Source organism: Mesorhizobium sp. L103C105A0 (assembly GCF_000502215.1).
Lineage (GTDB): Bacteria > Pseudomonadota > Alphaproteobacteria > Rhizobiales > Rhizobiaceae > Mesorhizobium.
The window spans coordinates 1-15907 of sequence record NZ_AYXF01000009.1; the positions used below are offsets into that span (position 1 = coordinate 1).

Here is a 15907-nt window from a genome sequence, read left to right on the forward strand (position 1 = left end):
AAAACCCCTTCGGGCCAAAAGTGTTACCCATGTCTCCGATATAAACCGTAACCTATGTGTCCGGAATGGACCTCGGTAAGTTGGCGCACCCGACAGGATTCGAACCTGTGACCTCTGCCTTCGGAGGGCAGCGCTCTATCCAGCTGAGCTACGGGTGCCTTCAAGGAACCTGAAAACGAACCAGCCGATAGGCCGGCCAGCCACGGCTTCTTAGCGGAAGCCGCGCCGGGCTTCAACGGGCAATTGGCGTGGCGATATTTTCGAAGCCACCTTGCGCGGCCTGGCAAGTTCGCGTCCGCCCTGCAGCCTCAGCCGGGGACTCACCCCGCCACCTCCACCTTCGCCACCCGCCTGCGCACCCTGCGTGGCGCCCGCTTCGCCTTCTTCGCCCCCGTCAGCTCGTGCATCGCGTCCAGCTGCATCTGCTGCATTTCGGCCAGCCGCGTCCATTGGCGCGAGATCAGGTAGTCGAGCTTTTCGTGCAGGTGGCGCACTTCCAGCTCGGCTTTCAGGTTCACCCGGTAGTCGTTGAAGGAGCGCAGGCGGTCCTTGGCCTCCGTCCGTCTCTGGCTCATCATGATGATCGGCGCCTGGATGGCGGCGATACAGGAGAGCAGCAGGTTGAGCAGGATGAAGGGGTAGGGGTCGAAGGCGCTGCTCACGCCCGCGATCAAATTGATGCCGATCCACACCGCAAGCACGCTGCCGAACGAGATCAGGAACCACCAGCTGCCGCCGAAAGCCGCCATGTTGTCGGAGACGCGGTCGGCGAACGAGCGGTGCTCCTCGAACTCCTCTTCCGAGTTTTCCGAAATCGTGTCCTGCCTAGCGATCGATTCGACCACCTGGCGGTCGAGCTCGGAGAATTCGCCATGCTCCTGCTGCAGCAGCTCCTCCATGTAGCGCATGCGGTAACGGCCGAGCTCCTCCCGGCTGATGCGGGCGCCGCGCGGCAGGTCGGGATGATCGGAGCGGATGCGGTCGGCCAGGCTCGGCCTGAGGTCGTCGATGCGCACCAGGTCACGCTTGCGAAACTTTCTACCTGATATCGCCGACGGTTTTCGCTTCGGCTTCAGGCGGCCATGGGGTTCGGAGTCCGGCACATCGGGCGCTTCCAGCGCCTCGTCGGCAACCAGTTCGGCGTCGTGGGCGGGCGGCGCCTCGAAATACTCGCCGCCGCTGTCGTTTTCATTGTCGGCCTGTTCGGATGGTTTTGGGCTCATGATGCCGGCTCCTGCTGTCGCGCCCACGATACGCCAAGGCGAGGCGGCATAGCCACTGTGGCGGTGAAGATTGGGGGCTTGTGCATGCTTGTGATGAATGCCTGCTGCAATTGCCTGTGGCAGCGCAGCCCCCCGGGGCCTCGCTCGCCTGCTGCTCGGCAACCAGACCGCCGAAGTGCTGTTGCCGACGGAGGTCGCGCCTGCTGCAGAGTTAAGATGAGGCAGCGATCCTTCACGACCCCCCTCTGTCCTGCCGGACATCTCCCCCTCAAGGGGGGAGATCAGATGTCGCCATGGCTTCGCCAAACACGAAAAAGAGGCGAGACGCCGAAGCTGCTAATCTCCCCACTTGAGGGGGAGATGGCCGGCAGGCCAGAGGGGGGTGCTGTCCCGCCGGCGTTTCAGAGTTCCTCCACCCAACGACGGGTTCTATTGCGGCGGTAAACCAGGCAACTGCGACCCCTGCGCCGGCAAACCAGGCGGCGGCAGGCCGGGCGACGCGGCCGGCTGATCTCCCGCAAACATCAGCCGCGTCTTCGTATCGGCCATGGCGGGCGACAGACTGCGCTGGATCAGCGCTTCGACATGGTCGTTGCGCTGCCTAGCGCTGTCGGCGCCCATCACCACCACGATCAGATGCCGGCCGTCGGCATTGTAGGACGTGACGATATTGTAGCCGGATGCCCTGATATAGCCGGTCTTGATGCCGTCGACGCCGCGCACCCGGCCGAGCATGTCGTTGTGGCCGCGCACCAGCCGGCCGCGGAACATGAAGTCGCTTTCGGAGAAATAGTGGAACTGCTGCGGGAAGCGGGCGCGCAGCGCCATCCCCAGCGTCGCCATGTCGCGCGCCGATGTGTGCTGGCCATCGTCGGGCAGGCCGGAGGCATTGCGGAAGACGGTGCTGCTCATGCCGATCTGGCGCGCCTTGGACGTCATCATGGCGGCGAACTGGTCCTCCGAGCCGCCGAGATATTCGCCCACCGCCACCGCCACGTCATTGGCCGACTTGACCACGATCGCCCGGATCGCCGAATCGACATCGATGCTCTCGCCGCGCTTGAAGCGCAATTTGGTCGGCGGCTGCCGGGCGGCATTGTCGGAGACCGGAATCTGCGTTTCCTTCGAGACGCGGCCGGACTCCAGCGCCTCGAACAGCAGGTACAGCGTCATCATCTTGGTCAGCGACGCCGGATAGCGTTGCGCCCTCGAACTGACTTCGAACAGCGTCTTGCCACTGCCGGCATCGACGACGATGGCCGCATATTTCTCCTGCGGCGCCGGCACCGCCAGCACGCTGTCGGGCGGTGCGGTGGTGCTGCAGCCGGCCACGAAGACAAGCAGCAGGAGGGCTGCGAGAAATTTCTGGGCGGGGGAGGGGAAATGGAAATTTGGCAAGTCAAGTCCGGCGTTGCTGAGAGGGCCGGAACCTAGCCTAACCCATTTTGTTCGTCCATTTGGTTAACGGCGGAGCTGCCGATGACGCTGCCAATCTCCCCCGCAAGGGGGGAGATCAGATGTCGCTTCGGCTTCGCCAACCATCGGCGCTGAAACGGCAACCTCCCGAAATCGCCTGCTTCCTGTCCTGTTTTGCCTGCGGGGTCGCGGTGCTGCTATAGAGGCGGCAATTGCTTGGGGGATTTGACAATGACCGGTGACATCGGCGCGGCTGCGCCATCTCTTATCAGGGCTTCGCTCAGCCGCACCGGCAAATGGGCCGGCAGCGTCGCTTTCATCGGCGGCGCCGCATCCGACATCCTCAATCCGCTGGCGCCGTTCGCCGCCTATATCGCGCTGGTCGCTTCGGTTGCCGCCGCCGTCATCGCCATTGCCATCGTTCTGCGGCTGGTGCTGGCCGCCAAGGCGCTGCCGGCGCTGATCTTTGCCACCAGCGCTGCCGCCGTCGCCGGCGGCGTCTATGGCCTGCAGCAGCAGTCCAATTCGCAGAACGGTGTGATCGCCGGCCTGGTGCCGGCCATCGCCCAGTTGCAGCAGCAGATGGGCATCGTCTCGGCCAGGGTGGCCAAGATCGAGCAAACGGTAACCGAGACGAAGCTGGCGGTCGACCAGGTCAAGCAATCGACCGACGCGGTGGCGAAGAAGACCGAGGAAATTGCGTCGACCCAGCAGCAGCAGGCTGAGCAGGGCGCGCAGACGCAAAAGTCGGTAGAGGCGGTCAAGCAGACGACCGAAACGCTCGCTGCCGGCCAGCAGAAACAGGCCGAGCAGGCGGATAAGCTTCAGGCGACCACCGAGCAGATCGCCGCCTCGATCGACACCATCGCCAAGGGCTTTGCCGCATTGGCCGCGCAGGGCGGGACGATCGCCGAGCCGAAGCGGCCGGACGAATTCTATCACAATGCCCGCGTCTACGAGCTTTCCGGCGACATGCTGAATGCGCGGCGCTCCTATCTCGCTTTCGCCGGTTTCGACGTCGACGCCGTCGATCCCTACACACGCTTCGCCACCCTGCTGCGCGTGCAGGACGGCAAGGCCGGCGCCCGCGAAGTGTTCGGCGCCCTGGCCGACAAGGCCAAGGCGCTGTCGATCAAGCTGGTCCATATCCTGCAGTTCGACGATGCCCAGCGTCTCGACAAGCTCAACGCCTTCATCGCGGCCAATCCGGATTTCGCACCGGCCTATTACCTGCTCGCGCAGGAGTTTTCCGAGGATCGCCTCGGCGTCCAGTCGCTGTCCGACAAGCGCAGCGAGGCCGAGGCGCTGACCAGGTTCGTCTCCTATGAAAAGGAAGGCGGGCTGCTCAAATATTTCGTCGACCAGACGCAGCTCGCCGACTGGCTCGACCGCAGCCGTACCCGCCTGACGGCGCTTGGCGACGTGCTCGACCCAGCACGCTTTGCCCCGACGCTGACGCCGATGCGCTCCAATGCCGGCTGGACGATCTCCATCTCGCTGCCCGAGGCCGCGACCGGCATTTCCTGGCGCATGGGTGTGTCAGGTCCGTTCACCGACACCGGGCTGATGGCGATGAACGACCAGCGCACCGGCAAGCCGATGCCCAATCCGAGCTTCGAATTGCCCGACAGCACCACGGCCACCACCATCGGGGTCAAGTATCTCGATCTCAGGGGCCGCGAGACCGGGCCGTTCGACATAAGTTTCGATCCGGACGCAGCGCTGCAACAGGGCAACAAACAGATCCTCGACCAGTTCTGGACGTCGTGGATCGCCTTCGGCGCCAGCGGCAATCATGGCCTGGTCTATTTCTCCCAGATGCTGTCATTCCGCTGCGGCATCAAGGAGGTGCGCTACAGCCTGAACGGCACGGCGCTCGACAGGGAGATCAAGCTGCCGCCTTGCGACAAGAAGGACCCGTACGCCATTCCTTATGACTACCAGCCTTACTTCAAGGTCGCCGACAACGTGACGTCGATGGCGGTGCAGGTCACCTACACCGACGGCACCAAGTCGCCGGTGCGCGAGTATAAGCGGCAGTAGGCGCCCACCCTCCCCCATGTGGGGAGGGTCGATCCGCGTAGCGGATCGGGGTGGGGGTCCTCGTAGGGCGCTACCCCCACCCCGTCGATCGATCTCCGCTTCGCTCCGATCGCTCGCCGACCCTCCCCACAAGGGGGAGGGTAAAAATCGCCCTGATGCAAAATGCCGGTCGCTGTGCTTGCGCATCCCTCGCGGAGCGGGTTTGTTCGCTGCCATCAGAATCAGCAGGTGCGCGGATGGATACGGTCACGATCAAGGCAAAGGGCATTTCGGTCACGCTCGATCTCACTGTCGGCCATATCGCCGACATGACGGTCGACAGCGATGGCCGCCAGCTGAAGCCGCTGCACCGCGCGCCCTGGATCGATGCCGGCGAGACGCTGCCGCCGGATCTGCCTCAAGGCACGGTGCGGCTGTCGGGCGATTTCCTATGCGCACCGTTTTCGGCCAGCGACATCGAGGCCGCACCGCTGCATGGCTGGCCGGCCAACAGCCCCTGGGATGTCACCGTCAGCGAAGCGACATCCGACGGCTGGCGGGCCGTCTTCCGGTTGCGCCGCACGGTGATGGGCGCGACGGTCGACAAGATCTTCACGCTCCGCAACAGTCATCCCTTTCTCTATCAGGAGCATGTCTTTTCCGGCGGTTCCGGAGCGGTCTCCGCCGCCCACCATCCGATGGCGGCGATGCGCGATGGCGGCCGGCTGGCCTTTTCGCCGAAGCGCTTTGCCGGGACACTGGACGCACCGCTGGAGCCCGATCCGGCCCGCGGCCGCTTCAAGCTTTCCTATCCCGCCCGCTCGACCGATCTGACGCGCTTTCCAGCCACTGGCGGCGGCACGCTCGATCTCACCGACTACCGCATGGAGGATGAGCGCGAGGATTTCATCACCCTGGTCGAAGCCGATCATGACGGTCCGGGCTGGACGGCGCTGGCGCGCCGGGCCGAACAGGATCTGGTGCTGGTGCTGAAGAACCCGGCGGAGCTTCCGGTCACCATGCTGTGGTTCAGCAATGGCGGCCGCGACTACGCGCCGTGGAGCAGCCGCCATCGCGGCGTGCTCGGCATCGAGGACGGCCGCGCCGCCATCGGCCATGCCGCATCGATCGACGACAATTGGCTGAAGCGCGAAGGGGTCGCGACCGCTTTTACCCTCGGCGGCGAAGTCTCCTTCCGCCATGTCATCGGCACGCTGCCGCTGGCGAGCGGCGAGCCGCCGCGCGCTATCGGGACAGCCTCAGGTCACATGCATCTCACCGGAGCCGATGGTTCGACCCGCGATGTCGCATTCGACAGCGATTTCCTGCGGATCGGCCAGCCCGGCTGATTTTCGAACGCTGGCCCTGCCCCTCACCTGCCTGCCGGCATCCTCGACACACGGCACATGGAGCTTGTCCGCCGCACCGCCGCGCCAACCAATCTGCTTGGCGCTGCGGCGGACGCATAGGGGGAGAAGTGTTACCCATCTATCGGCTGCACACCGGCAGGGCGACGAGGGGCAGCGCTGACGTGGCGGATGTCGTGAGATTGCCCAAATCGCGGTTTGAAATTTCCTCAAACTGCCGACAAGATGCAAAGCATAACTGGAAGCGCCCAATGTCCGAAATCGCCCATCTCGCCGCCACCATCTTCAAGCGCGCTGGCAAGGCGAAACGCTTCATCGTCGCCATTGCCGGCCCGCCCGGCGCCGGCAAGTCGACGCTCTCGGCCGGCCTGCATGATCTGTTGCCGGAGGGCGCGGCTGAAGTCGTGCCGATGGACGGCTTCCACTATGATGACATCGTGCTCGACCAGCGCGGCCTGCGGTCAAGAAAGGGCGCGCCGGAGACTTTCGACTTCGCCGGCTTCGAGACGCTGTTGAAGCGCATCCGTTCGGGCGAGCCAGACATCGCCATTCCGGTGTTCGACCGCAGCATGGAATTGTCGCGCGCCGCCGCCTCCATCGTTGCCGCCGAGACCAAGTTCATCCTGGTCGAAGGCAATTACCTCCTGCTGGACGAGGAGCCGTGGTCGCGGCTGGCGCCGCTGTTCGACTTCACCATCTTTGTCGATGTGCCGCGTGCCGAACTCGAGCGCCGCCTTCTGGTGCGCTGGCACGAGCATGGCCGCTCCGACGAAGACGCCCGCGCTTGGATCGCTTCCAACGACATGCCCAACATCGATCGCGTGCTCGGCCGTCGCAGGTCCGCCGACCTGGTTGTTGGCGATCCCGCATAGTTCGCTGGACTTCGGAACGGGAACCTTAAGACTTTCAGGTCGTTATCTCTCATCGGCAATCGTGCCGCCGTGAGGGAACCGTCAGATGGCAACCAAGGCAAAAACACCCGCCAAGAGCAAGACCGCTCAACCCAAAGCCAGGCAGGCAAAGGCCACGCAGGCGAAGGCAGGCGCCGGCCCGGCGATCGCCGAGCGGTCCAAGGACGCAAAGCCGGCTTTCGGCAAAGCGGCGCCAAAGAAGGTAGAACCGGTGGCGACGGCAAAGGTGACGGCGAAAACCGCCAAACCCAAGAAGCCGGCAAGCAGCGGCTCGGTGGCCGGCGGCGCGATGCGCACCGTCAAGGCGACCGCCAATGTCGCCGCTGGTGCGGTGGCGGCGACAGCCAGGGGCGCTGCGTCGCTCGCTGCGTCCGTCATCGGCAAGGGCGGCTCGAAAAGCAAGGCCAAGGCGAAATAGACCCGGCTGCTTCGGCTGGCCGAGGTCAATTCCTGGCGGGAATGGTCAGGCCGCGCTGCACCGCGGGCCGCGCCAGCCCGCGCTCCAGCCATGCCGCGACGGTGGGGAAGTCGTCGAAGCCGACGAGTTCGCGCGCCTCGTAGAAGCCGATCAGATTGCGCACCCAGCCCAGCATCGAAATGTCGGCGATGGTATAGTCGTCGTCCATGATCCAGGTTCGACCCTTCAGCCGCGTCTCCAGCACCCCGATCAGCCGCCGCGATTCATTGCGGTAGCGATCCAGCGGCCGCTTGTCGGCGATCTCGCGTCCGGCGAATTTGTTGAAAAACCCGACCTGTCCGAAAATCGGCCCGATCGCCGCCATCTGGAAGAACACCCATTGGATGGTCTCGTAGCGCCGCGCCGGATCGGCAGGGATCAGCTTGCCGGTCTTGTCGGTGAGGTAGAGCAGGATGGCGCCGGATTCGAACAGGCCGAATGGCCTGCCGCCCGGCCCGTCGGGGTCGATGATCGCAGGTATCTTGCCGTTCGGGTTCAGCGACAGGAATTCCGGCGTCCAGCTCTGGTCCTTGCCGATATCCACCAGATGCGCCTCGTAGGGGAGGCCGAGTTCTTCCAGCGCGATCGAGACTTTCACCCCATTCGGCGTCGTCGCGGAATAGAGCTGCAGGCGGTCGGGGTGGCTGGCCGGCCAGCGCTTGGTGATCGGAAAGGCGGACAGGTCGGTCATCGAAAGCTCCGGTCGGGAATTTGGCGCGGTATCGCGCCGTCTGGCGAGTTGCGAAGGATTATCCTCGGCTTCTTTGCCGATCAACCGGTCGAAGGTGCACACACCGTCTTCGCAGTCATTCAGGGCCAGTCGCTCAGGCCAGTCGCTTGCCGTCAGACCGCCTTGAACGCCACCACGGCATTGGTGCCGCCGAAGGCAAAACCGTTGCTGATCGCCGCGCGCACCTTGCGCTCGCGCGCCACATTCGGCGTGATGTCGAGATCGCAGTCGGGGTCGGCCTGCCGGAAATTGGCCGTCGGCGGCACGATGCCTTCGCGGATCGCCATCACGCAGGCGATCATTTCCAGGCCGCCCGAGGCGCCGAGGCAATGGGCATGCATCGACTTGGTCGACGACACCGACAGCTTATAGGCATGGTCGCCGAAGACGCGCTTGATTGCCGCCGTCTCGATCTGGTCGTTGGCCTTGGTGCCGGTGCCGTGGGCGTTGAGATAGTCGACGTCCTCGGGATTGAGCCCGGCGTCCGCCAGGCAGGCGCGCATCGCCGCCGTCGGTCCCTCGACAGTCGGCGCGACGATATCGGAAGCGTCGGCGGAAAGGCCGGCTCCGGCAAATTCGGCCAGAATGGTCGCGCCGCGCGCCATGGCGTGTTCATACGTTTCCAGCACCGCCATTCCAGCACCTTCGCCGAGCGACAGGCCTTGGCGATCGGCCGAGAACGGCCGGCAGGTATCGGGCGCCAGCACCCGCAGGGCCTCCCAGCCCTTCAGGATGCCCCAAAGCAGCGGCGCGTCGGTGCCGCCGGCGACCATGACATCGGCGCGGCCGAGCCGGATCTGGTCGACCGCCGAGGCAAAGGCGTGATTGGACGAGGAGCAGGCCGAAGTGACGCCGAACACCGGCCCGCGCAGGCCGAGATTCATGCTGACATGGCCGGATGCCGCACTCGGCATCACTTTCGGCACGGTGAAGATGCCGGCCCGGTTCTTGCCGTCTACCAGGATGGCGCGATAGTTCTCCTCGATCGCCTCCCAGCCGCAGACGCCGACGCCGACAACCGCGCCCATCCGGTAGGTGGTTGCTTCAGTCGATGTCAGGCCGGCATGCTGCATGGCTTCGCGCGCGGCAATCGTCGCCAAAAGGCTGAAGCGGTCCATCGACACGGTCTGCTTGTGGCTGATGCCATGGTCGGGCAGCGTCTTGATTTCGCAGCCGACCTTGACCTTCAAATCATGCAAACCGGGATTGCTGATTTGACCGATGGCCGATCGGCCGGCCCGCATTTCGTTCCAGATTGCAGGCGCATTGGCGCCGAGCCCGCATATGCCGCCGATGCCGGTAATGACGACGCGCTTTTGCATTCAGCTCAGGCTTTTTTCGCAATCAGCGCGCGAACAGCCTCAACCATATCGCCGACATTCTTGAGATTGCTCCAGGCATCGACCGTGTTCATCTCGATCTCGATGCCGTACTGCTCCTCGAGATCGAAGATGATCTCGGTCAGTTCCAGGGAATGGATGCCAAGCGCGGTCAATTCCGTATTGGTGGTGATCTCTTCGCCACCGGGCTCCGCATGTGCCCTGATCTTGGCGATGATTTCCGTTGCCAGCTCGTCAGCCATTCGATTCCTTCCCCAATTTTATAACGTCGCGGTGCCGATTGGTTGGCGCCCCTGTTGCCTGGACTGAAATCGCCGTCGCCTTCAAAAACCCGCCAGGCGCAGCATGACCGTTCCAAAGAGGCTCCCTCTATAGAAACGGAAACGCTGTCAAGCAACAAGCTATATCAACAAGCACCATATCGACAAAGCGCCGGGAGTGCTTAACGTTAGCGCCGTGGATACGTTGCAGCATGTCTTGATCCCAGCTCTTCCGGCCCAGCGCGCGGCCGGGGCGGCCCGGCTTGCGTGCGGCGTCAGGGATGGACGCACCCGGCTTTTGCGCCTCTATCAGGACGGCTCGGCCAAAATCCGCATGCCGGCCGTTGCGGCCGATCCGCTCGAAGCCGTGCTCATCAACACCGCCGGCGGTCTGACCGGCGGCGATCGGCTCGGCTGGGAAATCGATGTCGGGCCAGGTGCCTCCGCCTCGATAACCACCCAGGCCTGCGAAAAGATCTATCGTGCCGCTAGCGACCGCGCCGAAGTTCGGGTGAAGCTCAGCGTCGGCGCGGGCGGGCGTATCGCCTGGCTGCCCCAGGAAACCATCGTCTTCGACCGCTCGGCCTTTGCCCGCACGCTCGAGGTCGAGCTTGCCGCAGGCGCCGAGGCATTGCTGCTTGAAGCCACCATATTCGGCCGCCTCGCCATGGGCGAAGAGGCCGCGCACGGCCATTTCCACGACCGTTGGCGTGTCCGCCAGGATGGTGCGCTCGTTCATGCCGAGGATTTCCGCATCGGGCCGGCTATCGCGGCGGCACTTGGCCGCCCGGCGGTCGCCGGCGGCGCCATTGCCGCTGCGACGCTGCTGATGGTCTCGCCGCAGGCCGAAGCCTTGCTCGATCCGGCCCGCGACATCGTCGGCGCCGACGGCGATGCCAGCGCCTGGAGCGTCAAAAAATCTGGCAAGCTTCTTGCGAGGCTGTTTGCCGAGGACGGCTATCAGCTGCGCAAGCGGCTGGTTCCGCTCGTCGAACTGCTCAACGGGCGGGCGGGTCTGCCCAAATTATGGTCACTCTGAGCCAAATACAGGCCAAATCCAGGAAAGCGCATGAACCTGACGCCGCGTGAAAAGGACAAGCTGCTCATCGCCATGGCGGCGATCGTGGCGCGCAAGCGGCTGGAACGCGGCGTCAAGCTCAATCACCCCGAAGCGATCGCGCTGATCACCGATTTCGTCGTCGAGGGCGCCCGCGACGGCCGCCCGGTCGCCGAACTGATGGAGGCCGGCGCCCATGTCATCACCCGCGCGCAGGTGATGGAAGGCATCGCCGAGATGATCCACGACGTGCAGGTCGAGGCGACCTTTCCCGACGGCACCAAGCTGGTGACCGTTCACGAACCGATCAGGTGAGGAGAAAACGATGCTGGAGCTGCGACCGAATTGCGAATGCTGCGACAAGGACCTGCCGCCGGAAGCGGCGGACGCGCTGATCTGCACCTTTGAATGCACCTTCTGCGCTGACTGCGCTGAACATGTGCTGGGCGGCGTCTGCCCGAACTGCGGCGGCAATTTTTCCGCACGCCCGATCCGCCCAGTGGAGAAACTGGTGAAATATCCGGCCTCGACCCAACGCGTGCTCAAGGCCGAGGGCTGCGGCCCGCGCAAGGCTGCGTGATTGTTTTCGTGACTTCGAAGGGAAGACCGATGATCTCTGCTTCAACCAAACGCACCACGCTTGCAGCGATCCTGCTGCTGGCGGCGGCGATGCCCGCCTATGCCCATGTCGGCATCGGCACGACCTCGTCCTTCGCGGCGGGCTTCGCGCATCCGCTGTCCGGCCTCGACCATATGACCGTCATGGTAGCCGTCGGCCTGTGGGCGGCGCTCAAGGGCGGCAAGGCAATCTGGGCCTGGCCGCTGGCCTTTGTCGGCGTCATGCTGGTCGGCGGCGCGCTCGGCATGCTCCACGTGCCGGTGCCTTTCGTCGAACCGGGCATCCTTGCCTCCGTCGTCGCGCTTGGCTTGCTGGTGGCGTTGGCGGTCGATCTGCCGGTCTCGGCCGGAGTCGCCATCATCGGCCTGTTCGCGCTGTTCCATGGCCATGCCCACGGCACCGAAGTGCCGGAAAATGCCGGTGGACTTGACTATATGGCCGGCTTTGCCGTTGCCACCGCACTTCTCCATGCCATGGGCATCGCTGCCGGCCTTGGCCTCGGCATGCGCTTTCGCGGGCTTGCCCGCGCCGCTGGCGCCGCTTGTGCTGCAGTCGGCGGCGGCCTGGTCTTCGGCGTTTTGTGAGGCTAACGATGATTCCCGGCGAAATCATCACCGCAAGCGGCGACATCGAGCTCAACAAGGGGCTGCCGACGGTGACGCTGAAGGTCGCCAACAGCGGCGACCGGCCGATCCAGGTCGGCAGCCACTACCATTTCTTCGAGACCAATGAGGGGTTGAAATTCGACCGCGACAAAGCGCGCGGCATGCGTCTGGACATTGCCGCCGGCACCGCGATGCGCTTCGAACCGGGACAAGAGCGGGACGTCACGCTGGTGCCGTTCGGAGGAAAACGCGAGGTCTACGGTTTTCAGCAGAAGATCATGGGCAGGCTGTGAGATCGACGGGGTCGAGCGCCCTGAGGTCAGTTCGACGGCCTGGCCGCCGCGTAGATGACGATTCTTGCCGAGCCGTCGAATTCCACCGCAAGGACGTCTTCCGTAAGCACGCGCCGCGAATCGATGGCGTTGAACAGCAAGGCGTTGGCGTCGATCTCCTTGCGCAGTTCCGCAATGTCGTCCTGATGCTGTTCGACCTTGCTCTCGACGGCCGGCGGCGGGCCGCCTTCGCTGCGCGCCGCGTCGGTGAGGAAGACGATATCCACAGTATCGAGCTTGGACGTCTTGCGCACGGCGCCGATGTTCTCACGCGTCCGCTCGATCGCGGTGATGATCTTGTTGGTCTGTGGTTCCGTCCGCGCCTCCTCCTGCCGGACATCGGAGCCGACGATCCTGTTGACGGTGTCGGCCCGGTTGACGGCGTCAGCGCTTTCAAGACCTTGCGCGGCTTGCGGGCCGAAAGCTGCGAGAAATGCGCAGGCAGCAAGGCTCTGGAGCCATCTGGTGTCGGCAAAGACAGGCATTGCTCGCTCCTGGTGGACTTTTCTGTGCAACGCCGTTCGGCGCCAAAGGGACGAAACGCCTCCTGTCGGGCGAAGGTTCCCTGTGGGCTGGCGGGCCGGGTGCCGGCCCGCCAAGCGCTTCTTTCAGCTTGCCTTCTTGGTGACAAGGGTCAGCGCGCCATCGGTGGTCATGCTGGCGGCGACCACCTGTGCCGAGGTGAGCCCCTTGGCTTCGAGCGCCGACTTGATCTGCGGCGTCGCGTCGATCGAAGAGCGCAGTTTCTGCAGCCCGGCATCGCCACGCTGGGCGATCACCTGATTGACCTGCGTCTGGGTGGCTTTGGGCAATTCGCTGATATCGACGATGTTGACCTTCTGGATCGCCGGCGCCGCCGGCTGAGCGCTGGGCGCTGCCGGCTTCGGTTGCGGCGTGGGCTGCTGCTGGGCGCCGGCTACGGTTGCGGAGGCCAGCGTGGCGGCGGCTGCAAGAACGATGATTTTGCGCATGTATTTTCCTTTCATCGATTTGGCCAAGGGTTTGGCAAACGGGCGGTTTGGGGTGGCACGGCCACCTCAACGGCCAAATGGGATCAGAAGGTGTCGCCGGGCGGGTCATTGCATGACCATTGGATGGCGACGATGTGGAGTTCGGCTGCGGCCGGCCTCTCGTTTGGGGAGCATTGACTGATGGCTAGAATTACCCGCGCCGCCTACGCGCAGATGTATGGCGCGACGGTCGGCGACAGAGTGCGCTTGGCCGACACCGAGCTGTTTATCGAGGTCGAAAAGGACCTCACCGTCCATGGCGAGGAGGTGAAATTCGGCGGCGGCAAGGTCATCCGCGACGGCATGGGCCAGAGCCAGGTGTCGCGCGCCGGCGGCGCGGTCGACACGGTCATCACCAACGCGCTGGTGGTCGATGCCACGGCCGGCATCTTCAAGGCCGACATCGGTCTCAGGGACGGCCGCATCGCGGCGATCGGCAAGGCCGGCAATCCCGACACGCAGGACGGCGTCACCATCGTCATCGGCCCCGGTACAGAGATCATCGCGGGCGAGGGCAAGATCCTGACCGCCGGCGGCTTCGACGCGCACATCCACTTCATCTGCCCGCAGCAGATCGACGAAGCGCTGATGTCGGGCATCACCACCATGCTCGGCGGCGGCACCGGCCCGGCGCATGGCACGCTGGCCACCACCTGCACGCCTGGACCCTGGCACATGGCGCGCATGATCCAGTCCTTCGACGCTTTCCCGATGAACATCGGCCTGTCCGGCAAGGGCAACGCCTCGCTGCCGGCAGCGCTGGAGGAAATGGTGCTGGGCGGCGCCTGCTCGCTGAAGCTGCACGAGGACTGGGGCACGACGCCGGCGGCCATCGACTGCTGCCTGTCGGTTGCCGACGATTACGACGTGCAGGTGATGATCCACACCGATACGCTGAACGAATCCGGCTTTGTCGAGAACACCGTCGCCGCCATCAAGGGCCGCACCATCCACGCCTTCCACACCGAGGGTGCCGGCGGCGGCCATGCGCCCGATATCATCAAGGTCTGCGGCTTGCCCAACGTCATTCCGTCTTCGACCAACCCGACCCGGCCCTACACCGTCAACACGCTGGCCGAGCATCTCGACATGCTGATGGTCTGCCACCATCTGTCGCCGTCGATCCCTGAAGACATCGCCTTTGCCGAAAGCCGCATCCGCAAGGAGACCATCGCGGCGGAAGACATTCTGCACGATATCGGCGCCTTCTCGATCATCTCGTCGGACTCGCAGGCCATGGGCCGTGTCGGCGAGGTGGCGATCCGCACCTGGCAGACCGCCGACAAGATGAAGCGCCAGCGCGGGTCATTGCCGCAGGAGACCGGCAACAACGACAATTTCCGCGTCCGCCGCTACATCGCCAAATACACCATCAACCCGGCCATCGCGCATGGCCTGTCCAGGGACATCGGTTCGATCGCGGTCGGCAAGCGCGCCGATCTGGTGCTGTGGAACCCAGCCTTCTTCGGCGTCAAACCGGACATGGTGCTGATCGGCGGCATGATAGCCGCAGCCCCGATGGGCGACCCAAACGCCTCTATCCCGACACCGCAGCCGATGCACTACCGCCCGATGTTCGGCGCCTATGGCAAGGCCAGGACCAACTCGTCGGTGACGTTCGTTTCCAAGGCGGCTCTGGACTCAGGCCTGCATGGCCGGCTCGGCGTCGACAAGCAGTTCGTGGCCGTGGAAAACACCCGTGGCGGCATCGGCAAGCATTCGATGGTGCTCAACGACGCTACGCCGCATGTCGAAGTCGACCCGGAGACTTACGAGGTGCGCGCCGATGGCGAGCTACTGACCTGCGAGCCGGCAAGCGTGCTACCGATGGCGCAGCGGTATTTCCTGTTTTGAGGCGAGGGGCGATTTGATCGACCCGGCAAATTCCGTTGCGACCCGGTCGGTCCCACCGCAATATGCGGCTCAAAGAACCGCGTAGCAGGTCATGGTCACCGAAATAGCCTCCGCCCACGACATCTTCCCGCATATCCGCATCGTCATGGGCATGGTGATCGGACTTGGCGTCGCTCGCCTGCTGTCGGGGGTGGCGCGAATCGTCCAGCATCCCGGCCAGTACAGGCTCTATCCCGTGCACCTCGGCTGGGTCGCCTCCATGCTGTTGCTGCTGGTGCATTTCTGGTGGTGGGAGTTCGGCCTCTACACCATAGAGGTCTGGACTTTCGGCAAGTACCTGTTCCTGATCTTCTACGCCATCACGCTGTTCCTGCTGTGCGCGCTGCTGTTTCCGGATTCGATGCTCGACTACACCAGCTACGAGGATTTCTTCTATTCACGCCGTGGCTGGTTCTTCGGCCTGCTGGCGACGACCTATCTGCTCGACGTCGTCGACACGCTGCTGAAGGGTCCCGAGCATTTCGCCCGCTACGGCAATGAATATCTGTTCCGAACGCCGGTTTTCGTGGTGTTGTGCATCGCCGCCATACTGGTGCGTGACCGCCGCTTCCACATCGCATTCGTCGCCGGCACGCTGATCTATCAGATATCGTTCATCCTGCGGCTCTTCGACACCATCGTCTGAACAGTGGCTATGGTTTAGG

General features: G+C 64.3%; 18 protein-coding genes and 1 tRNA gene. 11 read left to right on the plus strand and 8 right to left on the minus strand.

Annotated elements, in window-relative coordinates:
* Positions 1-81 precede the first annotated feature (81 nt).
* The 3 genes from X727_RS143210 to X727_RS143200 all read right to left on the minus strand — a co-directional run bounded on the left by X727_RS143210 (position 82) and on the right by X727_RS143200 (position 2621).
* Positions 82-158: transfer RNA gene (locus X727_RS143210), tRNA-Arg, on the minus strand.
* A 162-nt stretch (positions 159-320) separates the two neighbouring features.
* Positions 321-1223 carry a DUF1003 domain-containing protein gene (locus tag X727_RS143205; RefSeq protein ID WP_023703727.1) on the minus strand — a complete coding sequence of 301 codons (903 nt, stop codon included), beginning with the start codon at positions 1221-1223 and terminating at the stop codon, positions 321-323.
* 429 nt (positions 1224-1652) lie between these two features.
* Positions 1653-2621 carry a D-alanyl-D-alanine carboxypeptidase family protein gene (locus X727_RS143200; RefSeq protein WP_023689149.1) on the minus strand — a complete coding sequence of 323 codons (969 nt, stop codon included), beginning with the start codon at positions 2619-2621 and terminating at the stop codon, positions 1653-1655.
* A 249-nt stretch (positions 2622-2870) separates the two neighbouring features.
* Between X727_RS143200 and X727_RS0134390 the strand changes: the two genes are divergently transcribed.
* From X727_RS0134390 to X727_RS143185, 4 genes are all read left to right on the plus strand, one after another.
* On the plus strand, positions 2871-4682 hold the full coding sequence (locus tag X727_RS0134390) for a chemotaxis protein (protein WP_031204543.1): 1812 nt from the start codon (positions 2871-2873) through the stop codon (positions 4680-4682).
* A gap of 236 nt (positions 4683-4918) precedes the next feature.
* Positions 4919-6010, plus strand: coding sequence for a hypothetical protein (locus X727_RS143195; protein ID WP_023714518.1), 1092 nt, complete (start codon positions 4919-4921; stop codon positions 6008-6010).
* A gap of 269 nt (positions 6011-6279) precedes the next feature.
* Positions 6280-6900, plus strand: coding sequence for a nucleoside triphosphate hydrolase (locus tag X727_RS143190; protein WP_023671222.1), 621 nt, complete (start codon positions 6280-6282; stop codon positions 6898-6900).
* Between the two features lie 85 nt (positions 6901-6985).
* The gene (locus X727_RS143185; RefSeq protein ID WP_023683605.1) at positions 6986-7357 is read left to right on the plus strand and encodes a hypothetical protein; all 372 of its coding nucleotides are present in this window, start codon (positions 6986-6988) and stop codon (positions 7355-7357) included.
* 25 nt (positions 7358-7382) lie between these two features.
* On the opposite strand, the gene X727_RS143180 is transcribed toward X727_RS143185, so the two are convergent.
* The 3 genes from X727_RS143180 to X727_RS143170 all read right to left on the minus strand — a co-directional run bounded on the left by X727_RS143180 (position 7383) and on the right by X727_RS143170 (position 9708).
* Positions 7383-8087, minus strand: coding sequence for a glutathione S-transferase N-terminal domain-containing protein (locus X727_RS143180; RefSeq protein ID WP_023671224.1), 705 nt, complete (start codon positions 8085-8087; stop codon positions 7383-7385).
* Positions 8088-8239: 152 nt separating this feature from the next.
* Positions 8240-9448: a beta-ketoacyl-[acyl-carrier-protein] synthase family protein gene (locus X727_RS143175; RefSeq protein WP_023671225.1), complete on the minus strand. Its 1209-nt coding sequence runs from the start codon at positions 9446-9448 to the stop codon at positions 8240-8242.
* A 5-nt stretch (positions 9449-9453) separates the two neighbouring features.
* The gene (locus X727_RS143170; RefSeq protein ID WP_023671226.1) at positions 9454-9708 is read right to left on the minus strand and encodes an acyl carrier protein; all 255 of its coding nucleotides are present in this window, start codon (positions 9706-9708) and stop codon (positions 9454-9456) included.
* A gap of 235 nt (positions 9709-9943) precedes the next feature.
* On the opposite strand from X727_RS143170, the gene X727_RS143165 reads away from it, so the two are divergent.
* From X727_RS143165 to X727_RS143145, 5 genes are read left to right on the plus strand one after another with little or no spacing between them, the layout of a single operon-like run.
* Positions 9944-10765 carry an urease accessory protein UreD gene (locus X727_RS143165; RefSeq protein ID WP_081726189.1) on the plus strand — a complete coding sequence of 274 codons (822 nt, stop codon included), beginning with the start codon at positions 9944-9946 and terminating at the stop codon, positions 10763-10765.
* Positions 10766-10795: 30 nt separating this feature from the next.
* Positions 10796-11098 carry an urease subunit gamma gene (locus tag X727_RS143160; RefSeq protein ID WP_023671228.1) on the plus strand — a complete coding sequence of 101 codons (303 nt, stop codon included), beginning with the start codon at positions 10796-10798 and terminating at the stop codon, positions 11096-11098.
* Between the two features lie 10 nt (positions 11099-11108).
* Positions 11109-11363: a DUF1272 domain-containing protein gene (locus tag X727_RS143155; protein ID WP_023671229.1), complete on the plus strand. Its 255-nt coding sequence runs from the start codon at positions 11109-11111 to the stop codon at positions 11361-11363.
* Positions 11364-11392: 29 nt separating this feature from the next.
* A complete protein-coding gene (locus X727_RS143150) occupies positions 11393-11986 on the plus strand; it encodes a HupE/UreJ family protein (protein WP_023671230.1) in 594 nt (197 codons plus the stop codon).
* Between the two features lie 8 nt (positions 11987-11994).
* Entirely contained in the window at positions 11995-12300 is a 306-nt protein-coding gene (locus X727_RS143145) for an urease subunit beta (protein WP_023671231.1), read from the plus strand.
* 26 nt (positions 12301-12326) lie between these two features.
* On the opposite strand, the gene X727_RS143140 is transcribed toward X727_RS143145, so the two are convergent.
* Positions 12327-12824 carry a hypothetical protein gene (locus tag X727_RS143140; RefSeq protein ID WP_023671232.1) on the minus strand — a complete coding sequence of 166 codons (498 nt, stop codon included), beginning with the start codon at positions 12822-12824 and terminating at the stop codon, positions 12327-12329.
* A 123-nt stretch (positions 12825-12947) separates the two neighbouring features.
* Positions 12948-13310, minus strand: coding sequence for a hypothetical protein (locus tag X727_RS143135; protein WP_023671233.1), 363 nt, complete (start codon positions 13308-13310; stop codon positions 12948-12950).
* A 177-nt stretch (positions 13311-13487) separates the two neighbouring features.
* Between X727_RS143135 and ureC the strand changes: the two genes are divergently transcribed.
* Together ureC and X727_RS143125 are read left to right on the plus strand one after the other, a co-directional pair.
* The gene (ureC, locus tag X727_RS143130; protein ID WP_023671234.1) at positions 13488-15203 is read left to right on the plus strand and encodes an urease subunit alpha; all 1716 of its coding nucleotides are present in this window, start codon (positions 13488-13490) and stop codon (positions 15201-15203) included.
* A gap of 91 nt (positions 15204-15294) precedes the next feature.
* The gene (locus tag X727_RS143125) at positions 15295-15888 is read left to right on the plus strand and encodes a hypothetical protein (protein WP_023683601.1); all 594 of its coding nucleotides are present in this window, start codon (positions 15295-15297) and stop codon (positions 15886-15888) included.
* Positions 15889-15907 lie beyond the last annotated feature (19 nt).